This window comes from Bacillus sp. LJBV19 (assembly GCF_017797845.1).
GTDB lineage: Bacteria > Bacillota > Bacilli > Bacillales > Bacillaceae > Bacillus > Bacillus velezensis.
Map to the genome: position 1 here is coordinate 2610355 of NZ_CP072563.1, position 16669 is coordinate 2627023.

The window sequence follows — 16669 nt, forward strand, 5'->3', positions numbered from 1 at the left end:
TTCAGCCTGAGGTCCTCATCTTATCATCATTCTACACTAGTTGAAAGGATTATAAAACGGATTTTATCCAATCTTCCGCAGATGCGAGCGCCTCTTCCAATTTTTCAGGCTGCTTTCCGCCGGCCTGCGCCATGTCCGGACGGCCTCCGCCTCCGCCTCCGCAGACTTCAGCCGCTTGTTTGACCATTTTGCCGGCGTGAAGGCCTTTTTCGATCAGGTCTTTCGTCACGCCTGCTGAAAGGTTGACTTTCTCGTTTTGCACGGCGCCGAGAATGATGACCGCAGAACCGAGCTTCGCTTTCAGATCATCCACCATAGTGCGAAGGTGGTTCATGTCTTTCGCATTTACTTTTTCAGCCAGCACTTTTACGCCGCCGATGTCTTTTACTTTAGACAGAATGGCTCCGGCTTCCACATTGCCGAGTTTGCTGAGCAATGATTCATTTTCTCTTTGCGCTTCCTTCAGCTCCGCTTGAAGAGACTGAATTCGCTTCGGTACGTCTCTTACGTTTGATTTCAGCTCGTCCGCAGCGTGCTGCAGAAGGCTGAGCTGGCTGTTCATTTCCTGATAAGCGCCTTTTCCTGTTACGGCTTCAATTCTTCGCGTCCCTGCGCCGATCCCTGATTCGGATACGATTTTAAACAGGCCGATTTCTGCCGTATTCGTGACATGGCATCCGCCGCAAAGCTCAAGGCTGTAATCTCCGACTTGTACGACGCGGACGATATCGCCGTATTTCTCGCCGAACAGGGCCATCGCGCCCATTTCTTTTGCTTCATTGATCGGTTTCAAATCAATCGCTACCGGAATGCTCTCCCAGATTTTTCCGTTGACGATTTCTTCAATGCGTTCAAGTTCTTCTTTCGTCACTTGACCGAAATGAGAGAAGTCAAAACGCAGGCGATTTTCGGTAACGAGTGAACCCGCTTGGTTGACATGTGTGCCGAGAACGTCTTTCAGCGCCTGGTGCAGAAGGTGGGTAGCCGTATGGTTTTTCACCACGCCGCTTCTCATTTGATCTTCCACTTCAGCCGTCACGCTTGCGCCTTTTTGAATCGTGCCGCTATCCACCGTGCCTTCGTGTACATGCTGACCGTTCGGAGCTTTTTTCACGTCTTTAATGGTTACGACAGCCTGCTCGCTTCTCAGCACTCCTCTGTCACCGATCTGTCCGCCGCTTTCAGCATAGAAAGGCGTTTTGTCAAGTAGGATTTGAACGGTATCCCCTTCATGCGCCTCGCTGATTAATTGCCCGTCATGAAGAAGCTCGATCACCTTCGCTTCAGCTTTTACGGCACTGTAGCCGACAAATGTGCTTTCTGCGGTAATGTCGCGCAATGCGCCGCCCTGCACCTGCATGCTTCCTACATCTTGGCGCGCATTTCTCGCCCGTTCACGCTGTTTTTCCATTTCGGCTTCAAAGCCTTTATGGTCAACCGTCATTTGCTCATCTTCCGCGTATTCCTCCGTTAATTCAACCGGGAATCCGTACGTATCGTACAGTTTGAATACGTCTTTTCCGGAGATGATGCCGCTGCCTTTTTCCTTCTCTTTCTTTATCACGTCGGATAAAATGGCCAGGCCTTCGTTTAATGTTTCGTGAAAGCGCTCTTCCTCCGTTTTGATGACTTTGGCGATAAACTCTTGCTTTTCTTTCACCTCCGGATAGAAAGCGTCCATAATTCCTGCAACAGTCGGTACCAGCTCATACATAAACGGACGGCTGATACCGATGGTTTTCGCGTATCGCACTGCCCGGCGCAAGAGGCGTCTCAGTACATACCCGCGCCCTTCATTTGAGGGCAGAGCTCCGTCGCTTACCGCAAATGCGACCGTTCTGATATGATCGGCAATCACTTTAAAAGCCGTATCCTTCGCTGCGTCCTTTCCGTAAACATCTCCGGAAATGCGCTCTGTCGCTTCAATAATCGGCATAAACAAATCAGTGTCAAAGTTTGTCGGGACGTCCTGAATCACGGAGACCATCCGTTCAAGCCCCATGCCCGTATCAATGTTTTTCTTCGGAAGCGGTGTGTACGTGCCGTCCGGGTTGTGGTTGAACTCTGAGAATACCAGGTTCCACACTTCAAGATAGCGGTCATTTTCGCCCCCCGGATACAATTCAGAATCTGACGGGTCATTGCCGTATTTCTCGCCGCGGTCATAGAAAATTTCCGTATTCGGTCCGCTCGGGCCTTCGCCGATATCCCAGAAGTTCCCTTCCAGACGAATGATTCTTTCTTCCGGAACGCCGATTTTTTCCGCCCATAGCGTATAAGCTTCTTCATCCTCAGGGTGAACCGTTACAGACAGCAGCTCCGGATCAAAGCCGATCCACTTTTCGCTCGTTAAAAACTCCCATGCCCACGTGATGGCTTCTTCTTTAAAATAATCACCGATGGAAAAGTTTCCGAGCATCTCAAAGAACGTGTGGTGGCGCGCCGTTTTCCCCACATTTTCAATATCATTTGTGCGGATTGATTTTTGCGCGTTTACAATTCTCGGATTCTCCGGCACAACGCGGCCGTCAAAGTATTTTTTCAGCGTCGCAACGCCGCTGTTGATCCATAATAAAGACGGATCTTCATGCGGAACCAATGAGGCGCTCGGTTCAACGGCATGGCCTTTTTCTTTAAAGAAATCTAAAAACATTTGACGCACTTCAGCAGAAGTTAAGTGTTTCATCTATATTCCTCCTTATCACTACCCGAAATTCTCTTTTGCGACAGCAAAAAAGCTCTCTCCCTATGCAAACCATGCGTTCACACAGGGACGAGAGCTGTCTCGCGGTACCACCCTGATTACAGGCCGAAAAAGGCCTGTCACCTTTCATCCCGTAACGCAGGACTGCGGCAGCCTTTAACTGCACTCAGGATTAGCTTCGGCCGATCTTCTGCTGAAGCTCCTTTCAGCGTATCGGAGCTTCTCTCTTAAACAGGGCTTCGGCGTACTCATATCCGTCACTCGAGATTCGTATGTATTCTACTCGAAATTATAGACAAGCAGAACCCGAATGTCAATGTTCCGTCCTGATCCGCAAAAAGTGAATGGCCGTCACTTTTAAAACGGCTGCCGCCGGAACAGCGAGAATCATGCCGGGGATGCCCGCGAGCTCTCCTCCGGCAAGGAGCGCCAGCATGATCACGACGGGGTGCATTCTGAGACTGCGCCCGACAATAAGCGGGCTCAAAATGTTTCCTTCTATAAATTGCAGAATAAAAATCGTGACGATTACGATGATCACAGCTTTAGCAGAAATCGCCAGCGAAAGGAGCAGCGCCGGTACAGCGCCGATAAACGGACCGAAATACGGGATGACATTCGTAATCCCGATGGCAAGGCCCAAAATCAGCGGGTAAGGAAGCCCGAACAGCCAAAATGAAACGCCGGCTATTAATCCGAGCAAAAAACAAACGAGAAGCTGACCGCGGATGTAATCACCGAGAGAGTCGTCCACATCCCGCAGAAATTCACTCCCCCTTTTTCTCCAGGACTTCGGCGTCAAATACCAGACTGTCTTTTTCATGACGTCTATATCCTTCACCATATAGAACACGAGAAAAGGAATCGTCGCCGCGATCAGGATATAATCAAGCACGAAACGGATGCTTCTGATCGTGCTTTCAATCGTGCCGGCAAGAAACGTTTCTGTCTGCTGAATCATTTTGTCCATCCGATGGTGCATGCCGTCAGGCCAATGATCCGTGTGATTATGCAGATGCGTCAGCATGCTGTTGTAGTTTTTGGCAAGACCGGGAATGCTCTCAGACAGATCCTGCAGCTGTTCAATTAAAACAGGAACCCCTTTATAAACCCCCCAGCCGATTCCGCCGAAAAACAGGCAATAAATCAGAAGCAGGCTTAAAGTTCTAGGCATCCCTTTTCTATGAAGCCATTCAGTAATCGGAAGTAAAAGATAAGCAATAAATACTGCGATGAATATAGGAATAAAGAGAGATTTTATAACAAGCCAAATGGGAGACCATAACATATCGAGCATGCAAAAGACATACACTGTTAACAAAACGAGCAGACATACAGCCGTCCACATTAAGAGCTGCAGCGGTTTTTGAAGCATGACGTTTCACCTCTTGCTTTATCTTTTGACAGAAAGCCGGAATTATTCCCGTTTCATAAACTCCGCCTTATGACGCAGACCTCTTGACGGAAATAATTATCAGAAATTACGAAATAATCTAAATAATATTCATAAAAATCTGTATAACCATCGTAATGTGTTAAAGGATTTCAAAAACTGTCCAGTCAATATGACTCTTGTTTTTTTAAGGAGGATGGCCATGATTTCATTTCAGGATGTAAATAAGCACTACGGACATTTCCACGTGCTGAAAAACATTAATCTGCACATTAAAAAAGGGGAAGTCGTCGTTATCATCGGACCTTCAGGATCGGGAAAAAGCACGCTTCTCCGCTGCATTAATCAGCTGGAAACAGTTGATGGAGGCGCCTTAACGGTAAACGGCGTCTCCATCCATGACAAGAAAACGGATATAAATAAGGTCCGCCGCAATATCGGCATGGTGTTTCAGCATTTTCATCTGTACCCGCACAAAACCGTTCTGCAAAACATTATGCTCGCACCGATCAAAGTGCTTAAGCAATCAAAAGAAGAAGCAAAAGAAACGGCCTTATACTATTTGAAAAAAGTCGGTATACCGGAAAAAGCGGACGCTTATCCTTCACAGCTTTCCGGCGGCCAGCAGCAGCGTGTCGCCATCGCCAGGGGGCTTGCGATGAAGCCCGAAATTATGCTGTTTGATGAACCCACATCCGCGCTTGATCCGGAAATGATCGGGGAAGTGCTGGATGTCATGAAAACACTCGCAAAGGAAGGCATGACCATGGCAGTCGTCACACATGAAATGGGATTCGCAAAAGAAGTGGCGGACCGCATCGTGTTTATCGACGGCGGAGCCATCTTAGAAGAAGCTGCACCGGCTGAATTTTACGAAAGCCCCCGTGAAGAGAGGGCGCGTTTATTCTTAAGCCGTATTTTAAATCACTGAAAAGAAACGGAGGAGCGCTTATGTCACGCGTAACAAAATGGTTGTCATTCGGATTGATATCACTGCTGGCCGTCTTTATGCTGGCAGCCTGCGGAGGGAAAGAAACGTCCGGGGATTCAAAGGGAACGGGAAAAGACACGTTAGCCTCTATTAAAGACAGAGACAAAATCATCTTCGGCGTCAAAACCGACACGAGGTTATTCGGGCTGAAAAACCCAAGCTCCGGTGATATTGAAGGCTTCGATATTGATATCTCAAAACAGCTCGCAAAAGATATTCTGGGGGATGAGAAGAAAGCGGAATTTAAAGAAGTAACGTCAAAAACGAGAATTCCGATGCTGCAAAACGGCGATATCGACGCCATCACCGCCACGATGACGATAACGGATGAGCGAAAAAAAGAAGTTGATTTCTCAGATGTTTATTTTGAAGCCGGGCAATCCCTGCTCGTCAAAAAAGGAAGCAGCATCAAAAGCACCGAAGACCTGGGAAAAGGCTCAAAAGTATTGGCGGTAAAAGGCTCTACTTCCTCACAAAACATCAGAGAAAAAGCGCCTGACGCCTCAGTGCTGGAATTTGAAAATTACGCCGAAGCGTTCACTGCGCTTAAAGCGGGACAGGGAGATGCGCTCACAACCGATAATGCGATTTTATACGGCATGGCGGATGAAAATAAACAATATCAGCTGACAGGCGAAACCTTCACCGATGAACCTTACGGAATCGCCGTCAAAAAAGGCCAGTCCGGACTCATTAAGGAAATCAACGCCTCTTTGAAAAAAATGAAAGCCGACGGCAGGTACGAAAAAATCTATAAAAAATGGATTAAAGAAGAACCGGCAAAATAGAAAGGACCGCGGGATGAGCAACCATGCTCATCCCCGTTTTATAAGGAGTGACATAGATGAACTTTTCAATTTTAACGGAAAACTTCGATATGTATATGGACGGTTTCCTGCACACATTGCTTGCGAGCTTCGTCGCGCTGGCAGGCAGTTTTGCGCTGGGCGTTCTGATCGCAGTCATGAGAATCACGGCTTTCAAACCCCTTCAATGGATCGGCACTGCGTATGTGGAATTTATCCGGAACATCCCGCTTCTCCTCATCACATTCGTTTTTTATTTCGGACTTCCGAACGCCGGGCTGAGACTGGACGGCTTTCAGGCGGGAACGATTGCGCTTACGATTTACACGTCGGCCTTTATCGCAGAAGCCATCAGAGCCGGAATTCAGACTGTCTCCAAAGGGCAGATGGAAGCGGCCAGATCGTCAGGCTTCACCTACAGTCAGGCGATGAGATACGTCATTCTTCCTCAGGCCGTAAAAATCGTGATTCCCCCGCTCGGAAACCAATTTCTCAACCTTGTCAAAAACTCATCAATACTCGGAGTGGTGGCGGGACTCGATTTGATGTATCAGGCGGATCTCGTTTCCTCAAGCACTCTTGTCGTGTTTGATGTCTATATTTTCGTCGCGCTTTTTTATTTGATAGTAACGATCCCGCTCAGCATCGGGGTTCACTATTTGGAAAGACGTCTCGGAAAGAGTTATTAGAGAAGGAGAGTGAAAAACATGGATTTTAGCGGCGCCTATACACCTGACCATCTGCTGTTTTTATGGGACGGCTTTTTGGTCACACTTTATGTTGCGCTGATCTCCATTGTCCTGAGTTTTATTTTCGGGCTTGCCGCCGGCACTTTGCGCTATGCGAAAATTCCTATCGTCTCGGGCATTATAGCGGCCATTGTGGAAACCATCCGCAACCTGCCGCTGTTATTAATCATTTTCTTTACGTTTTTTGCCCTTCCGGAAATCGGGATCAAACTGGAAATTACCGCGGCCGCCATCACGGCGCTGACGATTTTTGAATCGGCCATGCTGTCAGAAATCATCAGAAGCGGTTTGCAATCCGTTGACAAAGGACAGATTGAAGCGGCGCGTTCTTCAGGACTGACGTACACGCAGACTCTTTTTCTCGTCGTCATGCCGCAGGCGCTCAGGCGTATGGTTCCTCCGATTGTGAGCCAGTTTATTTCTTTATTAAAGGATACGTCACTTGCGGTCGTCATCGCTCTGCCCGAACTGATTCATAACGCGCAGATTTTAAACGGACAAAGCGCTGACGGAGGGTATTTTTTCCCGATCTTTCTGCTGGCGGCCCTGATGTATTTCGCGGTCAATTACAGCCTGTCTCTCGCAGCCAGACGGCTGGAAGCGAGACAAACGTAAAAAGGATACTTCCGGAGAAGTATCCTTTTTTCTGCTTAAAACATTTTCATGACTCGTCTTCTCATCCGTTTCATACCTTTTTTATTCAGCATATCGGACTGAGAAGCCATACGATACATAACGGCTCCAGCTCCTAAAGCCAACAGAGAGGTCATTGTTCTGCCCATCGCGCGTATCTCCTTTCAACTTTAAAAATTGATACTGCGTTCGTCTTCAGAAAACAAATCATCAAGACTGCTTAACGTGCCGTCTTCCTCTACTTGATGTGTCGCAATTTTGCCTTTGGCCACTGTCAGCTCAATGAAGCAGCCCCAGCAATAGTATTGGTTTACGCCGATTTTGCCGATATCTTTACTTTTGCAGTTCGGACATACAAGCACAGACTACACCTCTTATCCGTTCAGGACGATGCCTTCTTTCCCCGCTTCAATAAGCGTATCGGCGGCGCGGCGCACTTGGCGTCTGCCAGCCAGATCTGAAAAGAAGCCGTCCGAGAGTTCATATGCTACGATTATGCCCCTGTCCAAACAAAAGTATACATCTTCCAGCAAACCGAACATTTCACCATCGGGCGATTTCACCGGCTGCATTTTAATCTGTTCAAAGGTGAAACAGCTCTTCGGCAAAGGCTGCAAATGAGCATGACCGGCAGCTACGGCTTCTTGTTCCATCTCTTTTATATCACTTGCCTCTAAAAAAAGATGGCGGTTGTGAAACAGGCGTTTCTGCTCCAGCACGAAACCGAGAAACCGGCCGTCCAGAGAGAAACATACATCCGATATCATCCCGAGACTGCGCCCGGTGTTTTCGTCATATACTGTTCGTCCTTCAACTGCATGGCATGTTCTCAAAGTGTGATCAACCACCTTTTGTTGAACACGTATAGGTTTTGCCAAGAAGCCGGGCAGCATACTTTGAAATGACTTCCACAGGCGAAAACCCGGCGCATAAACATGTGCCGGGTTTTATTTACGCTTTTTCTTCCATAAAGTCAAACGGCGTGATGCCTTCCATTCCGATGTTCGCATCATATACACTGAACGGCAGCTCTTTTTGCAGGGCGGCCAGTTCTGCATCCATCTCTTCAGTCTGCTCTGTGAGCCTGTTTTTAAGCGACGTCTGTCTGACGGTGGCATCATTGTTTTTGACGCCCCATTCAAGCGCTTCTTCTTCTCCGCAAAGAATCAGAAATTTTTTCGCTCTTGTTATGGCGGTATAAAGCAGATTTCTCCTGAGCATTCGATAGTAGCCTTTGACGACAGGCAGGACGACAATCGGGAATTCGCTTCCCTGCGACTTATGAATGGAACAGCAGTAAGCGTGGGTAAACTGGCTGAAATCCTTTTTCGTAAAGGTGATTTCGTTGCCGTCAAACGAGACGACGACCATGTCTTCTTTTTCCGTATTTTCTTTGGCATAAAAAATGGACACGATTTCGCCGATATCGCCGTTAAACACATTGTTTTCCGGCTGGTTGACAAGCTGTAATATTTTATCGCCCGTCCTGTAGACGACATCACCGAATTTCAGCTCCCGCCTTTTTTCTTTCGGCGGATTCATGATGTCTTGAAGAAGCATATTCAGCTCGTTAATTCCCGCTTTTCCCCTGTACATCGGGGCGAGCACTTGAATATCCCTGGAGGTATACCCCTTTTTTAACGCGTTCGAGACGACCTGATCCACGACTTCTTTAATCTGTGAAGAATTACAGCGGATAAATGAGCGGTCCTTTGTCGGCGCGGTCAGCCCTTTTGGAAGCAGTCCTTTTTTCATATCATGCGCAAGTTCCACAATGGATGATCCTTCAGCCTGACGGTAAATATCTGTCAGACGCACGGTCGGCAGCACCTCAGAAGCCAAAAGGTCTCTGAGCACCTGCCCCGGTCCTACTGAAGGAAGCTGGTCTTCATCACCGACGACAATGAGCTGAATGTGCTTAGGAAGCGCCTTAAACAAATGGCTGGCGAGCCAGATATCGAGCATGCTCGCTTCGTCTATAATGATCAGTTTCCCTTCAATCGGCTGATCTTCATTGTAGGTAAAGCCTTCAGCGCCATTCCAGCCGAGCAGCCTGTGAATCGTAACAGCCGGCAGCCCCGTAGATTCGCTCATCCGTTTTGCGGCTCTTCCCGTCGGCGCGGCAAGCAGCACCGGGAACGTCTCGTCTTTTTTATAATCACCGGGGTCAAGCGATACTCCGTGCAGTTCACTGTATAATTCCACGATTCCTTTAATAACGGTCGTTTTCCCCGTCCCGGGTCCTCCGGTCAATAAAAGCATCGGTGAAGACAGCGCTTTTTGAATGGCATCCTTTTGGCTTGGTGCGTATTGAACATTCATCCGTTCTTCCAGTTCACCGAGTGCAAGCAGAAATTCCGATTCAGGAAATTGATCGGCATACTCCGTCTGAGCCGCAATGTCGAGCACGCGTTTTGCGACATTTTGTTCGGCGTAAAACAAGGACGGAAAATAGCAGCGCTCTCCTTCTATGACGATATCCTTACTCTCCCCGAGGGCGATGATGCCGTCAGCCGCATCCATCTCCGTGACGCGGCCGCCTTCAGCTGACTGATTCAGGAGCGTTTGCGTATTGATAATCAGCTGCTTTGTCTCTATGTACGTATGGCCTTCTGAAAGACAGGTCGATTCAATCGTATATAAGATTGCCGCTTTGATCCGCTCCGGGTGGTTTCCTGACAGACCCATTTTTCCGCCCAACTCGTCAGCTTTCACAAAGCCGATGCCTTCAACGTCTTTTACAAGCTGATAAGGATTTTCCTGAATTTTCTCCAGGGTTTCCGTTTCGTAGGCCTGATATATTTTCATTGATAGCTGGGGCCCGAAACCGTATTGGTTCAGAGAGATCATAATCTGCTCAAGCCCCTGATGCCGCTGCAGCTCTCCGGCAAGCTTATCCGCTTTCTTTTTCGACATTTTCGGCACATCGTAAAGCACCGACGCATCCGTCAGAATTTTATTGAGCGCGCCGTCACCGAGCTTTTTGACGATTTCTTCCGCCGTTTTTTTTCCGATTCCTTCAAACAGATCACTTGATAAATAGTGAATGATCCCTTCTTTTGTGGTCGGAATTTCTTTTTTAAAGTGTTCAGCCTGAAATTGCAGGCCGAACTTAGGATGCGTGGCGGTTTTTCCGTAAAATGTGTAGGTCTCATCTTCTTGCAGCAGAGGGAAGTAGCCCGTTACGGATACGACCTTGTCTTCGATCGCCTCAGACGTTTCTGCAACCTTGACTTTCAGCACTGTATACAGGTTGGTGTCATTGTGATAAATGACCGTATGAATGACGCCTTTTACATACGGCTGTTCTTCGATGTTCAGCTGATCCACGAGCCTTCCCTCCTTTTGTTATGACTGGGTGATAAGCTGTTTCGCATGAAGCGCAAGCATATGATCAGGCTGTATGCCGATTGCGCCTTCCAGCATCTCAAGCGCCTTTTCACGATTTTCTTTGTACGCGTAAGCGACCCCGGCATTATAAAATGCGTCCGCGTGGCTTGGGTCTTGCTCGATCACCGTCTCAAACTGCGCCAGAGCTTCATCCAGCATTTCTTCATTTGCGAGACACATTCCGAACTGGAAGCGTGCTTCCGTATCATTTTCGTTTAATTCAACGGCACGCTGCAAATATGGCAGCGCAAGCTTCGGCCGCTCTAATTTAACGAGAACGGTCCCCAGCATATAAAACAAATCTCCGTTTTCCATTCCGGAGCGAAGCGCTTTTTCAAACATATCCTTCGCTTCGGAAAACGATTCTTTCATCACATATACGTTTCCCGCACCGTAATAAGCGGCTGCCGCCGAATTGTCCAATTCAAGCGCTCTGTTATAGAATGCAAGCGCCCGTTCGAGTTCGTTCACAGAAGAAAGCAGATTTGCGAAGTTGATATACGGCACCGGATCTTGGCCGTTTTCCTCAATCGCTTTCGTAAAAGCCTCTGCCGCTTTTTCAAAATCGCCCTCCTGCATGGCGTCAATCCCGATTTTATTATAATCCATTTTTAACTTCCTTTCGCTAAAAAACCCCAACATGCGAGTTGAGGTTTTTTACATGTGTTATACGTACCACAGTTTTGTTCCGTCTTTATAAACGTCATCTATCGTTCCGCCGCCGAGGCACTCTTCTCCGTCATAAAAAACGACGGCTTGTCCCGGTGTGACGGCGCGTACCTGCCCGTCAAAAATGACTTCCGCTTCATCATCACCCGTCATTTTCACCGTTACTTTGTGATCTTCCTGACGGTAGCGGAATTTCGCCGTGCATGTCATTTCGCCGCCGTCCATCAGACCGGGACGCGTCCAGCTGACATTTGTCGCCGTGATCTTATCGGAATACAGAAGCGGATTATGGAATCCTTGATCAACATACAGAATGTTTTTTTCAAGATCTTTACCGACGGCGAACCACGGCTCGCCGCTTCCGCCGATTCCAAGACCGTGGCGCTGTCCGATTGTATAATACATCAGACCGTCATGACGCCCTTTTACTTCTCCGTCCATTGTCATCATATCGCCCGGCTGAGCGGGGAGATATTGGCTGAGAAACGTTTTGAAGTTGCGTTCGCCGATAAAGCAGATTCCCGTGCTGTCTTTTTTCGCAGCTGTCGCAAGTTCCGCTTCTTTGGCGATTTCCCGCACGCGGCTTTTTTGCAGATCACCGATCGGGAACATGACTTTGCTGAGCTGTTCCTGATTGAGCTGATTCAGAAAATAAGTCTGGTCCTTGTTTTCATCCAGACCGCGGAGCATGCGCACTGTACCTGCGCTTCTGTCTACACGGGCGTAATGGCCCGTCGCAAGATAATCCGCGCCGAGTGACAGAGCATGATCCAAGAAAGCCTTAAACTTAATTTCTTTATTGCACATGACATCCGGATTGGGGGTTCTTCCGGCTTTATATTCATCAAGGAAATATTGAAATACCTTTTCCCAATATTGCTTCTCAAAATTGACGGCATAATACGGAATTCCGATCTGGTTGCAGACCCGGATGACGTCTTCATAATCTTCCGTCGCCGTGCAAAAACCGTTTTCGTCCGTATCATCCCAGTTTTTCATAAAGATTCCGATTACATCGTAGCCCTGCTCCTTCAGCAGAAGGGCCGCCACGGAAGAGTCCACGCCGCCGGACATGCCGACTACGACTCTTGTATCCTCCGGCCGTTTTTCCATTTGCATTCACTCCATTAAAAACGTAAGTCCGCCGTTTTAAGCAAGCCGTTTAACGACGGCGGCAAGCTTTTCGGCGGCTGTTTCGATTTGTTCCGCCGTATTGCCGAGGCCGAAGCTGAGGCGGATTGACGAAGTCAGCCTGCCGCTCTCATTTCCGAACATGGCCGTAAGCACATGGGACGGAAGAACGGATCCCGCCGTACAAGCAGATCCGCTGGAGACGGCAATGCCTTCCATGTCAAGATTGACCAGCAGCGCTTCCACCGGCACACCGGGAAAGTAAAGGTTTAAAATATGAGGCAGGCATTTCTCGGCATCTCCGTTCACCTCCGCTGTAACGCCGGATTTTTCCAGCGTGCTCATGATAATGTTCTTAAACTCCTTATACTTCGCTGTTTTCTCTTCCCTCTCACGGTTTGAAAGGACGACCGCTTCTTTTAAGCCGGCGATGCCCGGTACATTTTCCGTCCCCGCGCGGCGCTTTCGTTCCTGCTCTCCCCCGAGAAGAATCGGTGACAGCTTCACCTCTTGATTTACATATAAAAAGCCTGTCCCTTTAGGCCCGTTAAGCTTGTGGCCGGAAACAGACAGCATGTCAATTCTGCTTTTTTTCACGTCAATCGGCATATAACCGAATGCCTGGACGGCATCTGTGTGAAAATAGGCCTGATGCCCGCTTAACAGCTCTCCGATTTCGTCAATCGGCTGAATGGTTCCGACTTCGTTATTGCCATACATGACGGTAACAAGGATTGTATCATCACGGAGCGCTTCTTTCACCTGATTTGCACTGATCCGTCCTGAAGGGCCGGGGATGAGGTATGTCACCTCAAAGCCGTCTTCTTCCAGCTTTTCGCAGGCGTGCAATACAGCATGATGCTCAACAGCGGTCGTAATGATATGCTTTCCTTCATTCTTCCGGGCGGCAGCCGTTCCGAAAATCGCTAAATTATCAGCCTCCGTGCCGCCGCTTGTGAAAATAATTTCCTGTTCTTTCGCACTGATTTCGCGCGCGATGTCCGCTCTCGCTTCATCGACCCATTTCCGGGATTCTCTCCCGAATGAATGAATGCTTGACGGGTTGCCGAAACTGCCGAAGAAATGGGGCTTCATTTCTTCGAGCACACGCTCATCCATCGGGGAAGTCGCGGCATGATCTAAATAAATCCGTTCCATTGTCTGTACACCTCTGGTTTAAATATAGAACATATAAGCTTCCTGCTCGCCGTCCGTGTAGCTCGCAAGGTCTTCTAACGTCGTGCTGTCCAGCACGTCTTTTACAGCGTCGCGGATGCGGATCCATAACTCCCGCTTGGCAGGCTCTTCATCCTCAAGCACTTCTACCGGGCTGATCGGCCCTTCCAGCACTCTGATAATGTCTCCGGCCGTTATCTCTTCAGGCTGGCCCCCGAGCACGTAACCCCCGTAAGCGCCTCTGATGCTTTTTACGAGTCCCGCGTTTCTGAGCGGTGATACAAGCTGTTCCAAGTAATGCTCAGAAAGGCTGTTTGTTTGGGCGATGCTTTTGAGCGACGTCGGACCGTCTCCGTGCTTTTTCGCCAATTCAATCATAATGGTGAGCCCGTATCTTCCCTTTGTCGATATTTTCAATATGAACACCCCAGTCAATTCTAATTGTTAATTTATACAAGTAAATGGATATGAATAATCTGTTTAGTATCTTATAGACCAACTGTTATTATAACATAACTTATCCTAATTTTCATTGAAACACAGGGCCCGCCGCAATTCGCTTTTCTAATCGTCCGTTTTCCGTTACCCTGTATATGTAAGGAGAGATGTTCATGAAACCATTGGCGTATCGGATGCGGCCTGCCAATATCGAAGACATTATCGGCCAGGAACATTTGGTCAAAGAAGATAAAATCATCGGCAGAATGGTGCGTGCAAAGCACTTATCATCCATGATCCTGTACGGACCGCCGGGCATCGGAAAAACATCCATCGCCACAGCGATCGCAGGATCGACAAGCATCGCATTCAGGAAATTGAATGCCGTCATTCATAATAAAAAAGACATGGAGATTGTCGTACAGGAAGCGAAAATGTCAGGCCAGGTCATTTTAATCCTTGACGAAGTGCACAGGCTTGATAAGGGAAAGCAGGATTTTCTGCTGCCCTATTTAGAAAACGGCATGATTATTTTAATCGGCGCGACGACCGCCAACCCTTATCATGCCATTAACCCGGCCATCAGAAGCCGGACCCAGATATTTGAGCTCGAACCGTTAACACCCGATCTGATCAAGCAGGCATTGAAAAGAGCGCTCATAGATGAACACCGTGGACTCGGTTCCTACAGCGTTTCGGTGGACGACGACGCGATGGATCATTTCGCACAAGGGTGCGGAGGAGACGTCCGCTCCGCTTTGAACGCACTGGAGCTTGCCGTGCTCTCCACAAGGGAATCAAGCGACGGCACGATCCGGATTACACGGGAAACGGCGGAAGAATGTCTGCAGAAAAAAAGCTATACTCATGATAAAAACGGCGATGCGCATTATGACGTCTTATCCGCCTTCCAAAAATCGATCCGAGGCTCGGACGCAAACGCCGCCCTTCATTATCTGGCCCGTCTGATCGAAGCCGGAGACCTTGAAAGCATATCAAGAAGGCTTCTCGTGATCGCCTATGAAGATATCGGCCTCGCAAGCCCGCAGGCAGGCCCCCGGGTGCTGAGCGCGATTCAGACCGCAGAACGGATCGGCTTTCCGGAAGCGAGAATTCCGCTGGCCAATGCGGTAATCGAATTATGCCTCTCGCCAAAATCAAACTCCGCCATCTCAGCCGTTGATGAGGCGCTCAAAGACATCAGGACGGGTAAAATCGGCGATGTGCCGAAACATTTAAAAGACGCCCACTATAAAGGGGCCCAAGAGCTCGGACGCGGGATCGGCTATCAATATCCTCACGATTTCGAGAACGGATGGGTCGAACAGCAATATTTGCCTGATCCGTTAAAAAACAAGCAATACTATAAACCGAAACAAACGGGGAAATTTGAAGCCGCCATAAAGCAAGTGTATGAAAAACTGATGAAGCAGAAAAAATAACCGGACAAGGACACCTATGTGTTCTTGTCTTTTTTGATACCGGCCAAAATCTTTCGTGTAAACGGCGGATTCAAATAAAAAACAGCCTTTCCTGAAGAAGGCTGTTTTTCTTTTTATTTATCTTTAACCCGTTTAATGTCGATGTCCTTTAAGAGCTCCATGACAACATGTCCGCCCATAATCAGACCGGCCACTGACGGAACCCAGGCGTTGGAAGACGGCGGCATTTGCGCTTTGCGGATTTTCGCTTCATCATTCCCGACTTCTTTTCTGACGTCTTCACGGATGACGATCGGGCTTTCATCAGAAAAAATGACCTGTACGCCTTTTTTAATGCCCTCTTTGCGAAGCCTTGTGCGGACGACTTTGGCAATCGGATCGGTATGGGTTTTTGAAATATCAGCAATCTGAAAGCGTGTCGGGTCTGTTTTATTCGCTGCTCCCATGCTTGAAATCAGCGGAACATTCCGTTTCAGACATTCTTTCATCAGATGAATTTTATAATGAATCGTATCCGACGCGTCAATGACGTAATCAAGCGGATACTCAAAGAACTGCTCATATGTCTCTTCTGTATAAAACATTTTTAAGGCGACGACGTCACAATCCGGATTAATATCCGCGATCCGCTCTTTCATCAAGTCTGTTTTCGGCTGTCCCACCGTCGACAAGAGCGCATGCAGCTGGCGGTTTACGTTTGTAATGTCAACATCATCTTTATCGACGAGAACGATCCGCCCCACTCCGGACCTCGCCAATGCTTCGGCTGCGAATGAACCGACTCCGCCGACGCCGAGAACGGCCACCGTGCTGTTTTTTAACGTGTCCAGCCCTTCTTTTCCAATCGCTAGCTCATTTCTGGAAAACTGATGTAACAAGAACCTCACTCCACATTCTGGTTTTATAAACTCGGCTTGTCAAAAAGCCGCTGGTTTTAGCGCACAAAAAATAAAGTCCCAATTGTGCCGTTGCAGCTTTCCTTCGTTTTGAACCCGCTCTCAGCAGGTGGGTGCCCTTTTTTAAATCTTGTAAGTCCTCTTAACGAATGAAAAGAGGCATGTACGCCATTTAAAAATGCGGGCTCCCAAATCAAAAAAATGTTCGGTCAAAACTAGGTGTACAACTAACACATCAGGACTTTATTTAA

16 protein-coding genes, 1 other RNA gene and 1 other annotated feature are annotated in these 16669 nt (G+C 48.2%); of the genes, 5 read left to right on the forward strand and 12 right to left on the reverse strand.

Features of this window, described 5'->3' with window-relative positions; translation table 11 throughout:
- Positions 1–49: 49 nt before the first annotated feature.
- Both alaS and J6600_RS12570 read right to left on the reverse strand, forming a co-directional pair.
- Positions 50–2686: an alanine--tRNA ligase gene (alaS, locus tag J6600_RS12565; RefSeq protein WP_209387461.1), complete on the reverse strand. Its 2637-nt coding sequence runs from the start codon at positions 2684–2686 to the stop codon at positions 50–52.
- An 80-nt stretch (positions 2687–2766) separates the two neighbouring features.
- Positions 2767–2974, reverse strand: a binding site (T-box leader).
- A gap of 43 nt (positions 2975–3017) precedes the next feature.
- Positions 3018–4079 carry an AI-2E family transporter gene (locus tag J6600_RS12570; protein ID WP_021494373.1) on the reverse strand — a complete coding sequence of 354 codons (1062 nt, stop codon included), beginning with the start codon at positions 4077–4079 and terminating at the stop codon, positions 3018–3020.
- 220 nt (positions 4080–4299) lie between these two features.
- Between J6600_RS12570 and J6600_RS12575 the strand changes: the two genes are divergently transcribed.
- Genes J6600_RS12575 through J6600_RS12590 form a run of 4 tightly spaced genes read left to right on the forward strand, consistent with a single transcriptional unit; the run spans position 4300 to position 7258 of the window.
- Positions 4300–5028: an amino acid ABC transporter ATP-binding protein gene (locus J6600_RS12575; protein WP_007408209.1), complete on the forward strand. Its 729-nt coding sequence runs from the start codon at positions 4300–4302 to the stop codon at positions 5026–5028.
- A 20-nt stretch (positions 5029–5048) separates the two neighbouring features.
- Complete coding sequence (locus J6600_RS12580) at positions 5049–5876, forward strand: transporter substrate-binding domain-containing protein (RefSeq protein WP_007408208.1); 828 nt, start codon at positions 5049–5051, stop codon at positions 5874–5876.
- Positions 5877–5932: 56 nt separating this feature from the next.
- Complete coding sequence (locus J6600_RS12585; RefSeq protein WP_174738414.1) at positions 5933–6583, forward strand: amino acid ABC transporter permease; 651 nt, start codon at positions 5933–5935, stop codon at positions 6581–6583.
- Positions 6584–6601: 18 nt separating this feature from the next.
- Positions 6602–7258, forward strand: coding sequence for an amino acid ABC transporter permease (locus J6600_RS12590; RefSeq protein ID WP_015417903.1), 657 nt, complete (start codon positions 6602–6604; stop codon positions 7256–7258).
- A 35-nt stretch (positions 7259–7293) separates the two neighbouring features.
- On the opposite strand, the gene J6600_RS12595 is transcribed toward J6600_RS12590, so the two are convergent.
- The 8 genes from J6600_RS12595 to cymR all read right to left on the reverse strand — a co-directional run bounded on the left by J6600_RS12595 (position 7294) and on the right by cymR (position 14059).
- Positions 7294–7425: a YrzQ family protein gene (locus J6600_RS12595; RefSeq protein WP_003152741.1), complete on the reverse strand. Its 132-nt coding sequence runs from the start codon at positions 7423–7425 to the stop codon at positions 7294–7296.
- 21 nt (positions 7426–7446) lie between these two features.
- Positions 7447–7638 carry a hypothetical protein gene (locus J6600_RS12600; RefSeq protein WP_003152738.1) on the reverse strand — a complete coding sequence of 64 codons (192 nt, stop codon included), beginning with the start codon at positions 7636–7638 and terminating at the stop codon, positions 7447–7449.
- A gap of 12 nt (positions 7639–7650) precedes the next feature.
- A complete protein-coding gene (locus tag J6600_RS12605; protein WP_209387462.1) occupies positions 7651–8109 on the reverse strand; it encodes a PRC-barrel domain-containing protein in 459 nt (152 codons plus the stop codon).
- A gap of 118 nt (positions 8110–8227) precedes the next feature.
- Positions 8228–10606, reverse strand: a complete 2379-nt coding sequence (gene recD2 / locus J6600_RS12610) for an SF1B family DNA helicase RecD2 (protein WP_017418224.1) — start codon at positions 10604–10606, stop codon at positions 8228–8230.
- 18 nt (positions 10607–10624) lie between these two features.
- Positions 10625–11245: a tetratricopeptide repeat protein gene (locus tag J6600_RS12615; RefSeq protein WP_088461189.1), complete on the reverse strand. Its 621-nt coding sequence runs from the start codon at positions 11243–11245 to the stop codon at positions 10625–10627.
- Positions 11246–11332: 87 nt separating this feature from the next.
- Positions 11333–12448: a tRNA 2-thiouridine(34) synthase MnmA gene (mnmA, locus tag J6600_RS12620; RefSeq protein WP_012118077.1), complete on the reverse strand. Its 1116-nt coding sequence runs from the start codon at positions 12446–12448 to the stop codon at positions 11333–11335.
- A 36-nt stretch (positions 12449–12484) separates the two neighbouring features.
- Positions 12485–13624, reverse strand: a complete 1140-nt coding sequence (locus J6600_RS12625) for a cysteine desulfurase family protein (protein WP_061862428.1) — start codon at positions 13622–13624, stop codon at positions 12485–12487.
- Positions 13625–13642: 18 nt separating this feature from the next.
- Positions 13643–14059: a cysteine metabolism transcriptional regulator CymR gene (gene cymR / locus J6600_RS12630; protein WP_003152730.1), complete on the reverse strand. Its 417-nt coding sequence runs from the start codon at positions 14057–14059 to the stop codon at positions 13643–13645.
- 194 nt (positions 14060–14253) lie between these two features.
- Here cymR and J6600_RS12635 point away from each other — a divergent pair, with 194 nt between their 5' ends.
- A complete protein-coding gene (locus J6600_RS12635) occupies positions 14254–15522 on the forward strand; it encodes a replication-associated recombination protein A (protein WP_094296063.1) in 1269 nt (422 codons plus the stop codon).
- A 113-nt stretch (positions 15523–15635) separates the two neighbouring features.
- Here the strand turns inward: J6600_RS12635 and J6600_RS12640 are convergent, their stop codons facing one another.
- Entirely contained in the window at positions 15636–16400 is a 765-nt protein-coding gene (locus J6600_RS12640; protein WP_022552891.1) for a tRNA threonylcarbamoyladenosine dehydratase, read from the reverse strand.
- A 71-nt stretch (positions 16401–16471) separates the two neighbouring features.
- Positions 16472–16663: non-coding RNA, 6S RNA (gene ssrS / locus J6600_RS12645), on the reverse strand.
- Positions 16664–16669: the final 6 nt, after the last annotated feature.

Excerpts from the sequence above, each read along its gene's own strand:
- alaS (WP_209387461.1), bottom strand. The coding sequence starts at position 2,686 with ATGAAACACTTAACTTCTGCTGAAGTGCGTCAAATGTTTTTAGATTTC.
- J6600_RS12570 (WP_021494373.1), bottom strand. The coding sequence starts at position 4,079 with ATGCTTCAAAAACCGCTGCAGCTCTTAATGTGGACGGCTGTATGTCTG.
- J6600_RS12575 (WP_007408209.1), top strand. The coding sequence starts at position 4,300 with ATGATTTCATTTCAGGATGTAAATAAGCACTACGGACATTTCCACGTG.
- J6600_RS12580 (WP_007408208.1), top strand. The coding sequence starts at position 5,049 with ATGTCACGCGTAACAAAATGGTTGTCATTCGGATTGATATCACTGCTG.
- J6600_RS12585 (WP_174738414.1), top strand. The coding sequence starts at position 5,933 with ATGAACTTTTCAATTTTAACGGAAAACTTCGATATGTATATGGACGGT.
- J6600_RS12590 (WP_015417903.1), top strand. The coding sequence starts at position 6,602 with ATGGATTTTAGCGGCGCCTATACACCTGACCATCTGCTGTTTTTATGG.
- J6600_RS12595 (WP_003152741.1), bottom strand. The coding sequence starts at position 7,425 with ATGGGCAGAACAATGACCTCTCTGTTGGCTTTAGGAGCTGGAGCCGTT.
- J6600_RS12615 (WP_088461189.1), bottom strand. The coding sequence starts at position 11,245 with ATGCAGGAGGGCGATTTTGAAAAAGCGGCAGAGGCTTTTACGAAAGCG.
- mnmA (WP_012118077.1), bottom strand. The coding sequence starts at position 12,448 with ATGGAAAAACGGCCGGAGGATACAAGAGTCGTAGTCGGCATGTCCGGC.
- J6600_RS12625 (WP_061862428.1), bottom strand. The coding sequence starts at position 13,624 with ATGGAACGGATTTATTTAGATCATGCCGCGACTTCCCCGATGGATGAG.
- J6600_RS12635 (WP_094296063.1), top strand. The coding sequence starts at position 14,254 with ATGAAACCATTGGCGTATCGGATGCGGCCTGCCAATATCGAAGACATT.